This window comes from Vibrio sp. CAU 1672 (genome assembly GCF_029223195.1).
In the GTDB taxonomy this organism is placed as follows: domain Bacteria; phylum Pseudomonadota; class Gammaproteobacteria; order Enterobacterales; family Vibrionaceae; genus Vibrio.
Map to the genome: position 1 here is coordinate 49,573 of NZ_JARHUF010000007.1, position 15,854 is coordinate 65,426.

A 15,854-nucleotide genomic window follows, 5' to 3' on the forward strand; every position below is an offset into this window, starting at 1 on the left:
CGCATGTTTGATAATTTTAACAAACTGATTACAATGCATCAGGTCAGACCTCTTGTGTTTAAGGAGAAATAATGGGCAAGCAGGAAGTGAAAACACGTCAGGGTGAACGTGTTGCTATTGTCGCGGGGCTTCGGACTCCATTTGCGCGTCAAAGTACCGCATTCAGCCAAGTGCCGGCGGTCGATTTAGGCAAAATGGTAGTAAGCGAAATGCTTGCTCGCACAGACATCGACCCGAAGTTAATTGAACAAGTGGTGTTTGGTCAGGTTGTGCAGATGCCGGAAGCGCCCAACATCGCGCGTGAAATCGTATTGGGTACCGGGATGGATATCCATACCGATGCCTATAGCGTCACGCGCGCCTGCGCGACCAGTTTCCAGGCGGCGGTAAATGTGGCGGAAAGCATTATGGCCGGCAATATTGATATCGGCATCGCCGGAGGGGCAGACTCCTCTTCAGTTCTGCCCATTGGAGTATCTAAGAAGCTGGCTGCCAATTTGTTGGCCCTGAGTAAAACTAAAACACTGGGCCAAAAGCTCAATATCCTTAAAAATCTCAGCTTGAAAGATTTATTGCCGGTACCACCGGCGGTCGCCGAGTACTCCACGGGGTTGTCGATGGGACAAACGGCGGAGCAGATGGCGAAATCGCACAATATTTCCCGAACGGACCAAGATGCACTGGCCCACCGCTCTCACACTCTCGCATCACAAGCCTGGCAAGAAGGCAAAATCCAGGGCGAGGTGATGACGGCTTTTCCTGAACCTTATAAGCAGTGGATCGCTGAAGACAATAACATTCGCCATGATTCAACAGTTGAAGGCTATGCCAAACTGCGCCCGGCCTTTGATCGCCAGTATGGCAGTGTCACCGCAGCGAACAGTACGCCGCTGACCGACGGTGGCGCAGCCGTCATGCTGATGCGTGAAGGCAAAGCCAAAGAACTGGGGATGGAAATCCTGGGCTATATCCGCGGCTATGCATTCTCGGCAATTGGTGTGGAGATGGATATGTTGATGGGACCTTCGTATGCCACGGCCAAAGTATTAGATAATACTGGTCTGGCACTCTCTGATCTGACGTTGATTGATATGCATGAAGCGTTTGCGGCGCAGGCGCTGGCCAATGTGAAAATGTTTGGATCGGATAAGTTTGCCCAACAAAATTTGGGCCGCTCGCAAGCGATCGGTGAGATAGACATGGACAAGTTTAATGTCCTGGGGGGCTCTATCGCCTATGGTCACCCGTTTGCGGCGACAGGGGCACGGATGATGACACAGACCCTGCGAGAGTTAAAACGTCGTGGTGGCGGGCTGGCATTAAATACCGCTTGTGCCGCAGGCGGCCTGGGCGCAGCAATGATTTTGGAGGTGGAATAATGAGCGAGCAGAAAGCATTTAGCCTAGACATTGACGAGCAGAACATTGCCTGGCTGGCCATTGATGTGCCGAACGAAAAGATGAACACCTTGCAGGCCGCATTTGCTGATGAGATGAACGAAATTTTCGCTCAGCTTAATGACACCAGTGGTATCAAAGGCCTGATCATTCATTCCCTCAAGCCGGATAATTTTGTTGCTGGTGCGGATGTGCGGATGCTAGAAGCCTGCACCAGCGCCGCAGAAGCCGAAGCCCTGGCCAGGCAGGGGCAAGAGCTGTTTCAACAGTTGTCTGATTTGCCTTACCCGGTAGTGGCGGCTATTCACGGCCCGTGCCTGGGCGGTGGTTTGGAGCTGGCATTAGCCTGTGATTACCGCGTGTGTACTGAATCGGATAAAACCCGTCTGGGATTACCGGAAGTGCAATTGGGGCTATTACCCGGCTCTGGCGGGACTCAGCGCTTGCCGCGCCTGATTGGCCTGCTGCCGTCGCTGGATTTGATCCTGACCGGTAAGCAGTTGCGGGCTAAGAAAGCCAAGAAGCTTGGTGTCGTAGACGCATGTGTACCGGAAAGTATTTTGCTGGACGTAGCAAAACAGTTGCTGGATAAAGGTAAGAATAAGGGTAAGAAAAAGCAAACCACCAAAGAGAAACTGATGTCAGGCAGCAGTCTCGGGCGTAAGTTTGTCTTTGAACAGGCGGCTAAAAAAACTGAGCAAAAAACCCGCGGTAACTATCCGGCGACCGTGGCGATCCTTGAAGTGATTCAGCATGGCTTGGAAAAAGGTTTTGATCAGGGGCTGGCTCTGGAAACCAAACGCTTTGGTGAGCTGGTGATGAGCCCGGAGTCGAGAGCGCTGCGTTCGATCTTTTTTGCCACCACCGAGATGAAAAAAGAGCATGGCAGTGACGCTGAGCCGGCCGAGGTGCGACATGTTGGTGTGCTGGGCGGCGGTTTGATGGGGGCCGGGATCAGTCATGTTACTGTGGCCAAGGCCAAGATTCCGGTACGGATCAAAGATGTCAGTAATGATGGCGTGCTGAATGCACTCAATTACAACTTCAAGCTGTTTGACAAGCAGCGCAAACGGCGGATTATTTCTAAAGCCGGGCTGCAGGCTAAAATGCTGCAGTTGTCGGGTGGTGTTGATTTTACCAGTTTTAATCATACCGATGTGGTGATTGAAGCCGTATTTGAAGATCTGGATCTCAAGCAACAAATGGTCGCGGATATCGAAGCCAACGCGCAGGCAAATACCATTTTTGCCACCAATACTTCCTCATTGCCGATCCACAAGATCGCTGAAAAAGCGGAGCGGCCGGAAAATATAGTCGGTTTGCATTACTTCAGCCCGGTGGAAAAAATGCCGTTGGTGGAAGTGATCCCGCATGAAACCACCTCGGATGAAACCATTTCAACCGTGGTTTCACTGGCCAAGCTACAGGGGAAAACTCCGATTGTGGTGCAAGACAAGGCCGGATTTTATGTCAACCGTATTCTTGCTCCGTACATGAATGAAGCCGCGCATATCCTGCTGGCTAATGAGCCGATCGAAGCACTGGATGGTGCTCTGCTTGATTTCGGTTTCCCGGTCGGACCGATCACTTTGCTTGATGAGGTGGGGGTCGATATTGGCGCGAAAATCATGCCGATTCTGGTCAATGAACTGGGCGAGCGCTTCAAGGGGCCGGATGTCTTCGATACCTTGCTCAATGATGGCCGAAAAGGGCGTAAAAGCGGCAAAGGTTTCTATACCTATAAAGGTAAGAAGAAGCAGGTGGATAAGTCCGTTTATAAGCTATTGAAATTGAAGCCAGAGTCAAAACTGGCTGACAGTGAAATCGCCTTACGCTGCGTACTGCCGATGCTCAATGAAGCGGTACGCTGCCTCGATGAAGGGATCATCCGTTCACCACGAGACGGCGATATTGGTGCAATCTTTGGTATTGGTTTTCCTCCGTTCTCAGGCGGCCCATTCCGTTATATGGACCAGTTTGGCCTGAAAGAACTGGTGGAGAAAATGAATGAGTTTGCAGCGAAATATGGCGATCGTTATGCGCCATGTGACGGGTTGCTGACTCGGGCTGGTGAAGATCAAACCTTCTATTAACCGATAAAAAAGGCTTGCTCCGGCAAGCCTTTTCATTTTGTCTCAGCGCACAGTGCGCCGGGCTATTTATCTTTCTTGCCTTTTTTATCTTTGTTGTGACCTTGTCCCGGGTTGTTGTCACCATGAATACTGCGGTTTTCGTGTTCCCGGTCACCGTACTTGCCAGACTTACAGTCATCGGATTTGATCGATACATTCTCGCCCTCAACGCGAACGCAGTCTTTGCTCAGTTCGATGCCTTTTCCTGACACCTTGACCTCAGCAGACGCCGTTGCCACAGGAACAAGCAGGGCCGCGATTAAAAGTAGGTTTTTCATCATGTCCTCATCTGTCTGGTGAGTGAACGCGCAGGTAAACCTACGCCGGATGGTTTATCCCAGGCCACAGTCTGTCGGCCTCAACTGAAATTCTTCGATGGAGCCGATCTCCTGGCCAAGATGAATACGCGCGGCATCAGCGTGGGCAATACCTTGAGTATGCATGACCAGGCGGTTCGCAGTGCGTGGTTTGAGTTCATTGACCACAAAACGGATCATATCTGTCCGGGTCAAAGCTTTGAGTTCTGCCAACACTTTATCCCGCTGGTTAAACTCATAATCCTTATTACCGATCGCGACCCAAAGCCGCTGGGCACGCCCGCGTAAGGTGGTATCCGGGGTGGCGATCTGGTTCCACAATCCCCGTTTACTGCTGTGCCACTGGTATTCGTTCAGCTCGAGCAACACCATATAAAAAGCATTAAGGAACTCGTCGATCGAGGTTACCAGTTCGGCAGGTGCTGCATTGGGTGACTGGACATACAGAACGATTCCGGGATGGCGGTTGAGAGGCATGTTACCGGTACCGACCATATAACCGAGTTGCTGTTTGGTGCGAATTTCATGGAAGAAGGTGGCAGACATCAAATGGTTGGCCAGAGAATAGAGCGCAATACTACGCGGTTTGATGTCGGTGCATTGGTGGTAAACCACTACCGCTGAGTCTTGCTGGTCGCAATGCACTTCACGCTGGAAACTGCCGTGTTCACCCAACATGACCAATGGGCGCAGTGACTCTTCATAGCGCTGCTCCTTCACACGCAGTGCATCTTTGAGCGTGGTAGCCATGTCATGGGCTTGCTGCCGCTGCCAGTTACCATAGACAAACATCTCAACGTGCAACTCAGCCAGTACCGATTCGACAAACACTGAGAGTTCATCCACTTCAATCTCTTCTAACGCTTCCACCAGGGTGGAAAATGGCGGGTTATTCGGTTGTAGCAGCCCGGTTAATGCATTAAACAGTTGTGAAATCGGACGATCCTGAGCGGCGTTGCGCCAGTTACGCAGTAATTGTTGTTTGATGGTATCAAACCGAGCGGGGCTGAACTCCCGCATGGCAAAGCGGCGCAGAATCATTTCCAGCAGTTGAGGCAGCTTCTGGCTGAAACCGGACAGGGTTAAAGTGACGCCCCCCTGATGCGCGTACATGTTGTAGCCCATGCCGGCAATTTCGGCCTGATAGGTCTCTTTGGCTAATGAGTCGAGAAACATCTCGACGCACAGGCGGGTCTTGACAATATTCTTTGGCGAGGCGACAGAATGGGTGCTGTCGATCGCGACGTATAATACCCCTTTGGGCACCCTGAATTCATCGTCTTGCAGATGCCATAAGCGGAACCCTTCGAGATCTTCGATCAGTTCGGGAAGTGAACTGCCTTCTTCAAGTGGTTGAGGGTCAAGCTGGTAACAGATATAGGGGTTCTTGTCCGGCAGAACAAACTGCCAGCCTGGGTCAATATGGTGATAGAAACGGCGCTGCTCGGCGGAAAAAGGGGTCACTGAATAAGGGGTAAAGTACCACTGTGCGGTGCGGTCGTAGTCTAACCCTTTGGCAATCAGCGTAGTCCGCACATTGTCGACCGTCAGGTATTCCAGCAGCGAGCGTTGTAACTCTTCGTCATAGTGAGACATTTTATAGTCACCATAAATGATGTCCTGCGGCTGGTAATGCTGCATATTAATCACCAGGTGACTGACCAAATCCAGTGGCCGCGATGGCTCCTGGAAGCGAAAGGCCGACTCCAGCACGGCTTGCTTTTCCAGATAGCGCCATTCGGCAAAGCCATCTTGCCTAATCATTGCCAGGTACTGGAAAACCGCCTGGACGATGCTGTCGACATGGCTGAGTCCCTCAGGTGTGAGGGCACAACTGATGGTAAAGTCGCGGTAGTTGCTGCCACTGGCCCCCCCTCCTGCTGAGAGTGAGGTGATCCAGCCCTTATTTTTTAGCTGGAGCATCAGGCTGCCTTCCCCTTCATAACCCAGCAGGTGGGCGAAGTACGACAGGGGCTTGATGGCGTAATACTGATCCATCCCTGGCATCGGGAAAGTCAGGATCAGCTTGCGCAGTTCTTTGAGTGGCTCAACCTGAATGTGTACCCCGGTACTGTTATCGCCGGTAACCGGAACCTGAATGGATTTTGGACTGAGCTGGTGGTTGGTTATATCGGCAAACATCGTCTCAACCCACGCCTGTTGCTCATCCAGTGTCTGTGGCCCGAACAAGGTTAAGGTCATTAAATCAGCTGAATACAGGTTGCGGTGGAACTCGACGATCTCATCGCGAATCGACTGACCCTCGCGGTCCCCGAGAGTTTCAATGTTGCCGACCGAAAATTTGGCAAACGGATGGTCAGGGTTGACGATCTCTTTGCTTACCTGGTACAAGCGCCGCGAATCATCATTCAGCTTGAGTTTATATTCCGAATCGACGGCCTGGCGCTCTTTGTCCAGCGCTTCTTCGTTAAAAAGTGGCGCAGTAAAGAACTGGCTGAAACGATCAAGTGCTTTTTCAAAGGCGTTGGGCGACACGTCGAAAAAGAAGCAGGTGTGTTCGGTGCCTGTCCAGGCGTTGTTTGTTCCGCCATGCTGGCTAATAAAACTTTGAAACTCGCCCACTTTAGGGTATTTTTCCGTACCCAAAAAAAGCATGTGCTCAAGATAGTGTGCGAGCCCCTGACGATCCGTAGGATCATCAAAGTGCCCGACATTAACCGCCAGTGCTGCCGCCGACTGTTTGGCTTTGTCAGATTGAATCAGCAACACGCGCAGGGCATTACTTAATGTAAGGTAGCGGTATTGATTTGAATCGTTAGGACTTAAATGCACGATGCGTCTCCAGAGTTCGCTTTCGACAATAACAGCTTGCCGCGTATTTGTTATTTATAAGAGTACTGCTTTTACTGGTAACCATTGGTCTGTGCTAATGGCGTTGGGTTGCTGCTGAGGAATGCGCGGTGATCACTCAAGGTGATGCGTACAATATTGCATCCTCACTGGCTGATGTCGCGTATCACTTTGTTACAGAGAGGGCGTTAAGACTGTGCCTTGCCTCTCAGTTTTGCCACTCACCTGCTGTGCTTGATGTCATTTCATCATCGCCAGCCGGGCAGTTTGTGACTTACTGAACGTCATCTTTTAAATAGATTGTTAAGAAAGTCGCTATCTTTGGCAAGCGAATTGGTATAATACGCCAACAAATTTATCAGTATTTTAGCCCAACTATCATTAAAGATAGCAGTCAACCTTTTGGTAGCGTTAGCTATCCCTAGGAAACAACATGAAAATATTCATTATGCGTCATGGTGAAGCAGAGCATTTTGCTGACTCTGACGCAGAAAGGCAACTTACCCAGAGAGGCCGTTCAGAATCAGAAGCGGTAGCGCGGGCATGCAAAGAGCAGGGGTTTGCCCAGTTTGATAAAGTGCTGGTCAGCCCATATGTTCGTGCACAACAAACCTGGCAGGAAATCAGTGCCTATTTCTCTTCCGCAGAAATTGAAACTTGTGAAGACATTACCCCTTATGGTCAATCGGATGTGGTGTTTGACTACACTAACGCTTTGATTGAAATTGGTAATCTGGATTCACTATTGCTGGTTTCACACCTGCCGCTGGTCGGTTACTTAACCGCAGAATTTGTTAAGGACATGGCGCCACCGATGTTTCCGACCTCTGGTTTGGTGTGTTTGGAGTACGATCCTTACACCGGTAATGGCGAACTGCTCTGGCATATTACACCGTAAAAAAATATTGGTGGGAGTAAGTTCAGCCGCAGCATTCTCAGGTTGACAGGGTTTATCTCGCACGGGAAAGCATAAACTAAGGCAGGGTATATTCCTGCCTTTGTGTTTTTCCGACGGCGGTTATTTTTCCGGGATTGACAGCAACACCAGTAACGCGCCGTCGCCACCAAACTCCAGCGGAGCCTGGTGGAACGCCATCACGTCAGGGTGCTGAGCCAGCCACAGCGGGGCTTTTTGTTTAAGAATGTGTTTCCCGATGCCGTGCTGTACGCAAGCACAATGCACATCGTTTTTGATACAGTAAGCGATCATCGCCCCTAGCTCGCGTTTGGCTTCCTGCTGGGTCATGCCGTGCATATCGAGGAAAACGTCCGGCACGTACACACCGCGCCGCAAACGCTTGACTTCATATTGCGATACGTCATCGCGGGCGTAGCGGGTCGGTCCCTCGTCACTGAGTAAAGGGACAAACTCATCGGAGAAGTAGAACTCGGCATCGCTGGCTTCTCGCCGGCTCCGGGTGACTTCTTTCTGTTTAGTATTTTTTTTTGGCTGCTGGATTATGGTATCCTGTCGCAACTTTTTTACGCCCTGTACTGCATCCTGAAACAAGGCGAAATCGTCATCGTGATCGGTGTCTTTTTTGCTCATTGGGAAAACAATTTCATTTATACAACTCTATTGGCAGTATTGTAGCGCTTTTCGGAGGCAATTTTGGATAAGATTTTTGTAGAAGAGGCGGTATCAGAACTGCATACCCTTCAAGATATGATTCGCTGGACTGTGAGCCGCTTTAATGCTGCCAACCTGTTTTACGGTCATGGCACAGATAATGCGTGGGATGAAGCAGTGCAATTGATCCTGCCAACCCTGTATTTGCCGATCGACGTGCCTCCACATGTGTTGAACTCCCGCCTGACCAGCAGTGAACGGCTGCGGATCGTTGAGCGAGTGGTAAAGCGCATTAACGATCGCACGCCTACCGCTTACCTGACCAACAAAGCGTGGTTCTGTGGCCTTGAGTTTTATGTTGATGAACGTGTACTGGTGCCGCGTTCACCGATCGGTGAGCTGATCCAGGCTGAGTTCCAACCTTGGTTGGTGGAAGAGCCGGTTCGGGTTATGGATCTGTGTACCGGCAGTGGCTGTATTGCAATTGCCTGCGCGCATGCGTTCCCGGATGCCGAGGTCGATGCGATCGATATCTCTACTGACGCGCTTGAGGTAGCAGAACAAAATATTCAGGATCACGGCATGGAGCAACAAGTGTTCCCAATCCGTTCAGATTTGTTCCGTGATCTGCCAAAAGAGAAGTACAACCTGATTGTGTCGAATCCGCCTTATGTGGATGAAGAAGATATGAACAGCTTACCGGATGAGTTTACTCATGAGCCGGAGTTAGGTTTAGCGGCCGGTTCAGATGGTCTCAAGCTGGTACGTCGTATTTTGGCGAATGCACCGGACTATCTGACCGATAACGGTATCCTGATCTGTGAAGTAGGTAACTCGATGATCCACATGATGGAGCAATACCCACAGATCCCATTTACCTGGATCGAGTTCGAAAACGGCGGGCACGGCGTATTCATGCTCACCCGTGACCAGTTACTGGCTTGTGCAGAAGAGTTCAAACTGTACAAAGACTAACGCTATCACAAGTGCAAATTCTCAACGCCGGGCTTAATGCCCGGCGTTTTTTTATCCGTGGCATGCAGTGCTAAAGCGGGCAAAAATAGTGCATATTTACTCTTTACATCAAAACGTAATAACGCCACTATGAATTCACGAAGAATTGGAAGCAGTTGCGTTCCCAACGAGAGGGCGTAGCGACAACAACTTGAGGAAGTAATGGCAGGAAACAGTATCGGACAACATTTCCGGGTGACGACATTCGGGGAAAGTCACGGTATCGCACTGGGATGTATCGTAGACGGATGTCCTCCGGGGCTAGCAATCACCGAAGCAGATCTACAAACGGATCTTGACCGTCGCCGTCCAGGCACATCGCGTTACACCACCCAGCGTCGTGAACCGGACGAAGTAAAAATTCTTTCCGGCGTGTTTGAAGGCAAAACGACGGGCACGTCGATTGGTCTGTTGATCGAGAACACCGACCAACGCTCGAAAGACTATTCGGATATTAAAGACAAGTTCCGTCCAGGACACGCTGATTACACATATCATCAAAAATATGGCATTCGCGACTATCGCGGCGGCGGCCGTTCGTCTGCCCGAGAAACTGCCATGCGTGTGGCTGCCGGTGCCATCGCCAAGAAATATCTCAAAGATGAGTTTGGTGTGGAGATCCGCGCTTACCTGTCACAAATGGGTGACGTGGCGATCGAGAAAGTCGACTGGAGTGAAATCGAAAACAACGCGTTTTTCTGCCCGGATGCAGACAAAGTGGACGCGTTTGACCAGCTTATTCGTGACCTGAAGAAACAGGGCGATTCAATTGGTGCTAAGCTTCAGGTCGTCGCGACCAATGTCCCGGTTGGCCTTGGTGAGCCGGTATTTGACCGTCTGGATGCCGATATTGCCCACGCGTTAATGAGTATAAATGCGGTGAAAGGGGTAGAAATTGGTGACGGTTTTGACGTGGTTAAGCAAAAAGGCAGTCAGCACCGTGATACGCTTTCTCCTGACGGTTTCGGTAGTAACCATGCTGGCGGTATCCTTGGGGGGATCTCGACCGGCCAGGATATCGTGGCTAACATTGCCCTAAAACCAACGTCAAGCATTACGGTTCCGGGTGACACCATCACCAAACAAGGTGAACCCACTCAATTGATCACCAAAGGGCGTCATGACCCATGCGTCGGGATCCGTGCGGTGCCTATCGCAGAAGCGATGCTGGCGATTGTCGTAATGGATCACCTGTTGCGCCATCGTGGTCAAAACCATGGTGTGACGACAGAAACGCCACAGATTTAAACTCTGTTGTGAATATAAAAAAGGTTGCTCTTCGAGCAACCTTTTTTATTAGCTTTGCAGTGGCAGGCCGCGCTTAGTGGAGTGAGCCTTCTGTCTCCAGGTGGAATGAAGGTAAGCGCCATTTAAAGCGCACGGCCGCCATACGAAGGATGTAACCGATAATCAGAGTGACGATGGTGGCGGTCACGTCCGGTACATTCAACTCCAGCATAGCCAGGTACAATCCAGACGCCAGCAAGGCAACCGAAGCGTACAGTTCTTCGTGCAATACCAGTGGTGTCTGGCGACAAATCAGGTCACGCAGCAGGCCGCCGAAGACGCCTGTGACTAACGCCGATACCATGCAGATACCGGGATGCAAGCCCATACCCAGCGCAATTTTGGTACCGATGATGCTAAATACAATCAGTCCCAGCGCATCCAGACGAATGAACAGCCCTTTAAGCTTGATGACCCATTTTGCTAAACCAGTGGTGAGTACTCCTGCCACACATGTGATGGCGAGAAATTCGGGGTTTTTAACCCAGCCAAGCGGGTAGTGACCCAGCAGGATATCGCGCACGGTACCGCCACCGATGGCCGTTGCACTCGCTACCAGCATTACACCAAACCAGTCCATTTTTCTTCGGCCGGCACTTAAGGCTCCGGTCATGGCTTCAGCCGTGATACCAATGATATACAACACACTTAGCAGCATAGGACAACACTCAACATCAAAATACACTGCGCTACGGCTTAATAGACCTGAGAGCAGTGGTAATACTCACCAACAAGATTTCAGTATCAGGGGGAATACTAAATATCTCAAACAACATACTCTTAATGGCTGGAAAAACAGCCATTTGACAGCATAAAAATCAGCCGTGAGTGTAGTGGGAAATGTGATCTGTGACGAATGAGAAAATGTATGGAGAAAAGGCTTTTCAGATTAATAGAGCTAATAACCAAAAATGTGGGACACCTTTACCTTGTTTATAAAAACAGCGACAATGCACGGTGCATGTCAATTAGAACTACAGAATGACTCATGACCCACGAATACCAAGACCTTATCCGCCTTTTTAATCACACCTTCCTTAAGTCTTTCAACACGAAGTTAGAGCTTGGTGGTGATGAGCCGATTTATCTGCCAGCGGATGAAAAACAGCCACACCACCGGATTATTTTTGCTCGTGGTTTTTATGCGTCAGCATTGCACGAAATTGCTCATTGGTGCGTCGCCGGGCCGGAGCGCCGCTTGTTGGAAGATTTTGGTTATTGGTATGAGCCGGATGGCCGGACCGCAGAAGTGCAGGCTGAGTTTGAAAAAGTGGAAATCCGCCCCCAGGCGTATGAATGGATTCTGGCACGAAGTGCCGGCTTCCCTTTTAATGTCAGTTGTGACAATCTACACGGCGATTTTGAACCAGACAGACTTGCTTTTATGCACAAGGTGCATAACGAGGTAATGGGTATTCTTGAATCGAGCCTTCCACCACGGGTGAAGATGTTGTCTGAAGCACTGCGCGCCTTTTACCACACCAAGCCACTGGAAGCATCTGACTTTATCGTTAAATAACCTCAGAGAAATGCCATGATTATTGAATTTGAAGAAAAACTACTGGAACTGATTGATGCCCGAATTGAAACGGCGTCGGATGATGAGCTGTTTGCTGGTGGTTATTTACGTGGTCACATTTCTTTGTCAGCTGCGTCTTGCGAAGAGGATGGCATCAATGATGTGGCAGAGCTGAAGTCCCGGATTGCACACAGCCTGGAAGCTGCCCGCTCGGAGCTGACTCCGGCGGATCGGGTTATTGTCACCGATTTGTGGCAGGAGCTGCAGGCTCAGGCTTAATGCCTGTCCAGATCAGGCCTCAATCGTTCGAAATATTCGAATCACGCGCTAAGCTATTGTATATCCGATTAAACGCCTCACGATCATCGTGAGGCGTTTTTGCAGGTAAGGGATTACAGTTCGGTAATGGCTTTACCTTTGCGCAGCTTGCGCACCCACATCCGGCTCGGGTGCAACTCACTCAGGACATCAACCGGCAGCGGCAGCGGGTCAGCGCAGATTTGCGAGGTCAGCACTTCGGCCAGTAGCGGAGCCGAGCTTAAACCGCGCGAACCCAGCCCCAGCAAACAGAACAGGTTGGGGTAGTGAGCGATCGGCTCAACCTGGTCGGGCTGTTTACCTTGCAGGTCATGATACTGTGATGCAACTGTCTCCAGGTCGGCAACATTGCCGACAAAAGGCAAATGATCCCGGCTGACACAGCGGATCCCCTGGCGGGACTGGTTGCCGGAAGTATCGACTTGCGTTACCCAGGTTTGGTTTGGCACGCATCTGGCCAGTTTAGCACTGTTGTCCTGCTGCGCGTGCGGATCAAACTCCCGATCCAGGTTGTCCCGATCATAGCTGGCACCAATGCAGTGATGCTGGTTGGCAGGGTTGGCCGGTGTCATATAGCCGTCGTAGCACAGAACGGTTTTCAGTTGTGACAGTGTCTCCGTGGTCGGAATATGGCTGACCTGGCCTTTCACTTTGCCCAGCGGTAACGCGGCGGTTTGGCTGAGGGCGTCAAAATCATGGCCGTTGGCCACCACCACGGCAGAATGTTCGAACGTGGTGCCATTGACGCTCAGTGACCAGCACTGGCGGTCTTCATGCCAGTGCAGGGCCTCTACCCGGTGATTGTATTTGGCAGTAAGATGTTGATTATGTTCAAGGTCATCCAGCAGTCCGCGGGTGAGTTCTGCCGGACACAGCCATCCCCCGAGAGGGTAATGGACTGAGGTGATATCCATCGGCAGGCCGATTGTTTCTGCGGTTTGCTCTGCCGTTAGCGGATGGATCAGGTCATGGGCAAAGTTGCCAGCCAGCATGTTTTCCAACTTAGTGGTGGATTTGTCGTCCCACATTAACTGGGTAATCCCGCACCAGTCATGGGCAAACGGGATGCGTTCAGCAGCCTGGCGAATAAACTGACGGGCAAATAAAAATGCCGGAGCAAACACCCGTGAAACTCCGCTGTGGCTGCCGTTCAGCAGCGGGTAAACCGCCCCCTGGCGATTTCCTGAAGCGCCTTCGGCAGGCTGGGCATCCTGACAGTACAGGGTGACATTTTGCCCGCGCTGAACCAGGGCTTTGGCTAGGGCGGCACTGGCAATTCCCCCGCCAATAATGGCGATGGAATCGTGGTGAGACGCGGCGTTGCGGGCAAACCAGGGCAGGTGATTGGTCTGTGCGTGGCGCGTTTCCATAATGCCGGCAATCATGTCGCGCTTGGTGCCAAAGCCTTTGACCTTTTTCATCGTAAAGCCGGACTCAATCAAACCGCGGCGAACAAAACCGGCAGCGGTAAAAGTGGCAACCGTACAATCTTGTTTGGCTAATTTCGCCATGCCGTCAAACAGGCCCTGATTCCACATCTCCGGGTTTTTACTCGGTGCGAAACCATCCAGGAACCAGGCATCGACAATGCCTTGCTCCGGGTAGGGGACCAGCGGCATGCAATCTTTGATGTCACCAAACCACAGATCCAACGTAATCGCCCCATTTTCGAGTACAATGCGATGGCATTCCGGTACTGCCGGCGGATAGTGTTGCTGGAGCTTTTCAGCGAATGGTGCCAGTTCAGGCCAGGCCTGGTGGGCTTTTTCCAGATCTTCCTGGCTGAGCGGGTATTTCTCAAAACTGATGAAATGCAATTCTTTTAGCGCAGCCTCTGGATTATCACGCCGAAATTGGCTAAACCATTGCCATACGGCTAAGAAATTGAGGCCGGTACCAAAACCGGTTTCACCAATCACGAAACGTCGTTGGTCAAATTCTTGCCATCTTTGTGGGAGATGATTTTGCTGGAGGAATACGTAGCGGGTTTCTTCCAGTCCGTTTACATTTGAAAAGTAAACATCATCGAACTGGTCAGAAACAGGGGTTCCTACTTCGTTCCAACCGAGTTCTGCATTTTTAATCGAAGTCATATCAGGGCAAATTTGTGATTTGGTGCAGTTAAGATAGCGGGATTGTACGAATTTCTGGGAAAGCTGACCACTTTTTACGGTTAACTTCGCTATCATCTAGCGGTATTTTGAATTATAGGAATGTCATAATGAAACGAGTCGTAATCACCGGTATGGGTATTGTTTCCAGTATCGGTAACAACGTCGAAGAAGTTCTAGCGTCTCTAAAAGCAGGTAAATCTGGCATTACTGCCTCTGAGCAGTTTAAAGAAAAAGGTCTGCGTTCGCAGGTGTGGGGTGATTTGAAAATTAACCCGGCTGAACACATTGACCGTAAACAGATGCGCTTTATGGGTGATGCGGCTGCGTATGCATACCTATCAATGCAGCAGGCAATCGAAGACGCTGGTCTGTCTGACGAGCAGGTTTCTAACGACCGTACTGGTATCGTTGCCGGCTCAGGCGGCGCCTCTTCGCTGAACCAGGCGGCCGCCGTGGATATTCTGCGTGAGAAAGGCGTGAAGCGCATTGGTCCTTACATGGTACCGCGTACGATGTCTTCTACGGTTTCAGCCTGTCTGGCGACACCATTTAAAATCCGTGGCGTGAACTACTCGATGAGCTCGGCGTGTGCAACGTCTGCGCACTGTATCGGTCATGCGATGGAGCTTATCCAGTTGGGTAAACAAGACATCGTTTTTGCTGGCGGTGGTGAAGAGCTTGACTGGACGCTAACCATGATGTTCGACGCAATGGGCGCATTGTCGACTAAGTACAATGACACGCCGGAAAAAGCCTCTCGTACCTATGATGCTGACCGTGACGGTTTCGTTATCTCAGGCGGTGGCGGCATGATGGTTATCGAAGAGCTGGAACACGCTCTGGCACGTGGCGCAAAAATCTACGGTGAAATCGTCGGTTACGGTGCAACATCGGATGGTTACGACATGGTTGCACCATCGGGTGAAGGCGCTGTGCGTTGTATGAAGATGGCAATGCAGGATGTGGACGGTGTTGATTACGTTAATACGCACGGCACGTCTACGCCGGTGGGTGACGTGAAAGAGCTGGGTGCGATCCAGCAGCTGTTCGGTGAAAACAGCCCTGCTATCTCAGCAACCAAAGCCATGACGGGTCACGCACTGGGCGCGGCTGGCGTGCATGAAGCGATTTACTCGACCTTGATGCTGGAGCACAACTTTATTGCTCCAAGTATCAACATTGAAAACCTGGACGAAGCGGCACAGGGTCTGGATATTGTGACGGATACCCGTGACGCAGAGCTGACTACCGTAATGTCTAACAGCTTTGGCTTTGGCGGTACAAACGCAACGCTCGTAATTAAGAAGTACCAAGGCTAACTGAATTTGCTGGCAGCAACCAGCAATCCAGTTTCCAGAGCTGACTGCTTCGGTGG

The 15,854-nt window shown here is 50.9% G+C and carries 13 protein-coding genes; 8 read left to right on the top strand and 5 right to left on the bottom strand.

Annotated features, from left to right (window positions below; all coding sequences use genetic code 11):
* The first annotated feature begins 71 nt into the window (after positions 1-71).
* Together fadI and fadJ are read left to right on the top strand one after the other, a co-directional pair.
* Entirely contained in the window at positions 72-1,379 is a 1,308-nt protein-coding gene (gene fadI / locus P2G85_RS08645; protein ID WP_275863697.1) for an acetyl-CoA C-acyltransferase FadI, read from the top strand.
* On the top strand, positions 1,379-3,490 hold the full coding sequence (gene fadJ / locus P2G85_RS08650; RefSeq protein WP_275863698.1) for a fatty acid oxidation complex subunit alpha FadJ: 2,112 nt from the start codon (positions 1,379-1,381) through the stop codon (positions 3,488-3,490). Before fadI ends, fadJ begins: the two co-directional genes overlap by 1 nt.
* Before the next feature lie 62 nt (positions 3,491-3,552).
* Here fadJ and P2G85_RS08655 read toward each other — a convergent pair whose 3' ends face one another.
* A complete protein-coding gene (locus P2G85_RS08655) occupies positions 3,553-3,807 on the bottom strand; it encodes a CG2 omega domain protein (protein WP_275863699.1) in 255 nt (84 codons plus the stop codon).
* 54 nt (positions 3,808-3,861) lie between these two features.
* Positions 3,862-6,639, bottom strand: a complete 2,778-nt coding sequence (locus P2G85_RS08660) for an insulinase family protein (RefSeq protein ID WP_275863700.1) — start codon at positions 6,637-6,639, stop codon at positions 3,862-3,864.
* A gap of 451 nt (positions 6,640-7,090) precedes the next feature.
* On the opposite strand from P2G85_RS08660, the gene sixA reads away from it, so the two are divergent.
* Positions 7,091-7,555: a phosphohistidine phosphatase SixA gene (sixA, locus tag P2G85_RS08665; RefSeq protein ID WP_275863701.1), complete on the top strand. Its 465-nt coding sequence runs from the start codon at positions 7,091-7,093 to the stop codon at positions 7,553-7,555.
* A 120-nt stretch (positions 7,556-7,675) separates the two neighbouring features.
* On the opposite strand, the gene smrB is transcribed toward sixA, so the two are convergent.
* Positions 7,676-8,206 (bottom strand): endonuclease SmrB, encoded by a 531-nt coding sequence (smrB, locus tag P2G85_RS08670; protein ID WP_275863702.1) that lies wholly within the window; start codon positions 8,204-8,206, stop codon positions 7,676-7,678.
* A gap of 63 nt (positions 8,207-8,269) precedes the next feature.
* Between smrB and prmB the strand changes: the two genes are divergently transcribed.
* A complete protein-coding gene (gene prmB, locus P2G85_RS08675) occupies positions 8,270-9,202 on the top strand; it encodes a 50S ribosomal protein L3 N(5)-glutamine methyltransferase (protein WP_275863703.1) in 933 nt (310 codons plus the stop codon).
* A gap of 201 nt (positions 9,203-9,403) precedes the next feature.
* A complete protein-coding gene (aroC, locus tag P2G85_RS08680; RefSeq protein WP_275863704.1) occupies positions 9,404-10,489 on the top strand; it encodes a chorismate synthase in 1,086 nt (361 codons plus the stop codon).
* Positions 10,490-10,562: 73 nt separating this feature from the next.
* Here the strand turns inward: aroC and P2G85_RS08685 are convergent, their stop codons facing one another.
* Positions 10,563-11,186 (bottom strand): trimeric intracellular cation channel family protein, encoded by a 624-nt coding sequence (locus P2G85_RS08685; protein ID WP_275863705.1) that lies wholly within the window; start codon positions 11,184-11,186, stop codon positions 10,563-10,565.
* A gap of 330 nt (positions 11,187-11,516) precedes the next feature.
* Between P2G85_RS08685 and P2G85_RS08690 the strand changes: the two genes are divergently transcribed.
* Complete coding sequence (locus P2G85_RS08690; protein ID WP_275863706.1) at positions 11,517-12,047, top strand: elongation factor P hydroxylase; 531 nt, start codon at positions 11,517-11,519, stop codon at positions 12,045-12,047.
* Between the two features lie 15 nt (positions 12,048-12,062).
* Entirely contained in the window at positions 12,063-12,326 is a 264-nt protein-coding gene (locus tag P2G85_RS08695; protein ID WP_275863707.1) for a YfcL family protein, read from the top strand.
* A gap of 113 nt (positions 12,327-12,439) precedes the next feature.
* Here the strand turns inward: P2G85_RS08695 and mnmC are convergent, their stop codons facing one another.
* Positions 12,440-14,458 (bottom strand): bifunctional tRNA (5-methylaminomethyl-2-thiouridine)(34)-methyltransferase MnmD/FAD-dependent 5-carboxymethylaminomethyl-2-thiouridine(34) oxidoreductase MnmC, encoded by a 2,019-nt coding sequence (gene mnmC, locus P2G85_RS08700; RefSeq protein ID WP_275863708.1) that lies wholly within the window; start codon positions 14,456-14,458, stop codon positions 12,440-12,442.
* A 128-nt stretch (positions 14,459-14,586) separates the two neighbouring features.
* Between mnmC and fabB the strand changes: the two genes are divergently transcribed.
* Complete coding sequence (fabB, locus tag P2G85_RS08705; RefSeq protein WP_275863709.1) at positions 14,587-15,798, top strand: beta-ketoacyl-ACP synthase I; 1,212 nt, start codon at positions 14,587-14,589, stop codon at positions 15,796-15,798.
* Positions 15,799-15,854: the final 56 nt, after the last annotated feature.

Coding starts and splice junctions, on each gene's coding strand:
- P2G85_RS08685 (WP_275863705.1), bottom strand. CDS start 11,186: ATGCTGCTAAGTGTGTTGTATATCATTGGTATCACGGCTGAAGCCATG.
- mnmC (WP_275863708.1), bottom strand. CDS start 14,458: ATGACTTCGATTAAAAATGCAGAACTCGGTTGGAACGAAGTAGGAACC.
- smrB (WP_275863702.1), bottom strand. CDS start 8,206: ATGAGCAAAAAAGACACCGATCACGATGACGATTTCGCCTTGTTTCAG.
- P2G85_RS08695 (WP_275863707.1), top strand. CDS start 12,063: ATGATTATTGAATTTGAAGAAAAACTACTGGAACTGATTGATGCCCGA.
- fadI (WP_275863697.1), top strand. CDS start 72: ATGGGCAAGCAGGAAGTGAAAACACGTCAGGGTGAACGTGTTGCTATT.
- fabB (WP_275863709.1), top strand. CDS start 14,587: ATGAAACGAGTCGTAATCACCGGTATGGGTATTGTTTCCAGTATCGGT.
- fadJ (WP_275863698.1), top strand. CDS start 1,379: ATGAGCGAGCAGAAAGCATTTAGCCTAGACATTGACGAGCAGAACATT.
- P2G85_RS08655 (WP_275863699.1), bottom strand. CDS start 3,807: ATGAAAAACCTACTTTTAATCGCGGCCCTGCTTGTTCCTGTGGCAACG.
- sixA (WP_275863701.1), top strand. CDS start 7,091: ATGAAAATATTCATTATGCGTCATGGTGAAGCAGAGCATTTTGCTGAC.
- P2G85_RS08690 (WP_275863706.1), top strand. CDS start 11,517: ATGACCCACGAATACCAAGACCTTATCCGCCTTTTTAATCACACCTTC.
- aroC (WP_275863704.1), top strand. CDS start 9,404: ATGGCAGGAAACAGTATCGGACAACATTTCCGGGTGACGACATTCGGG.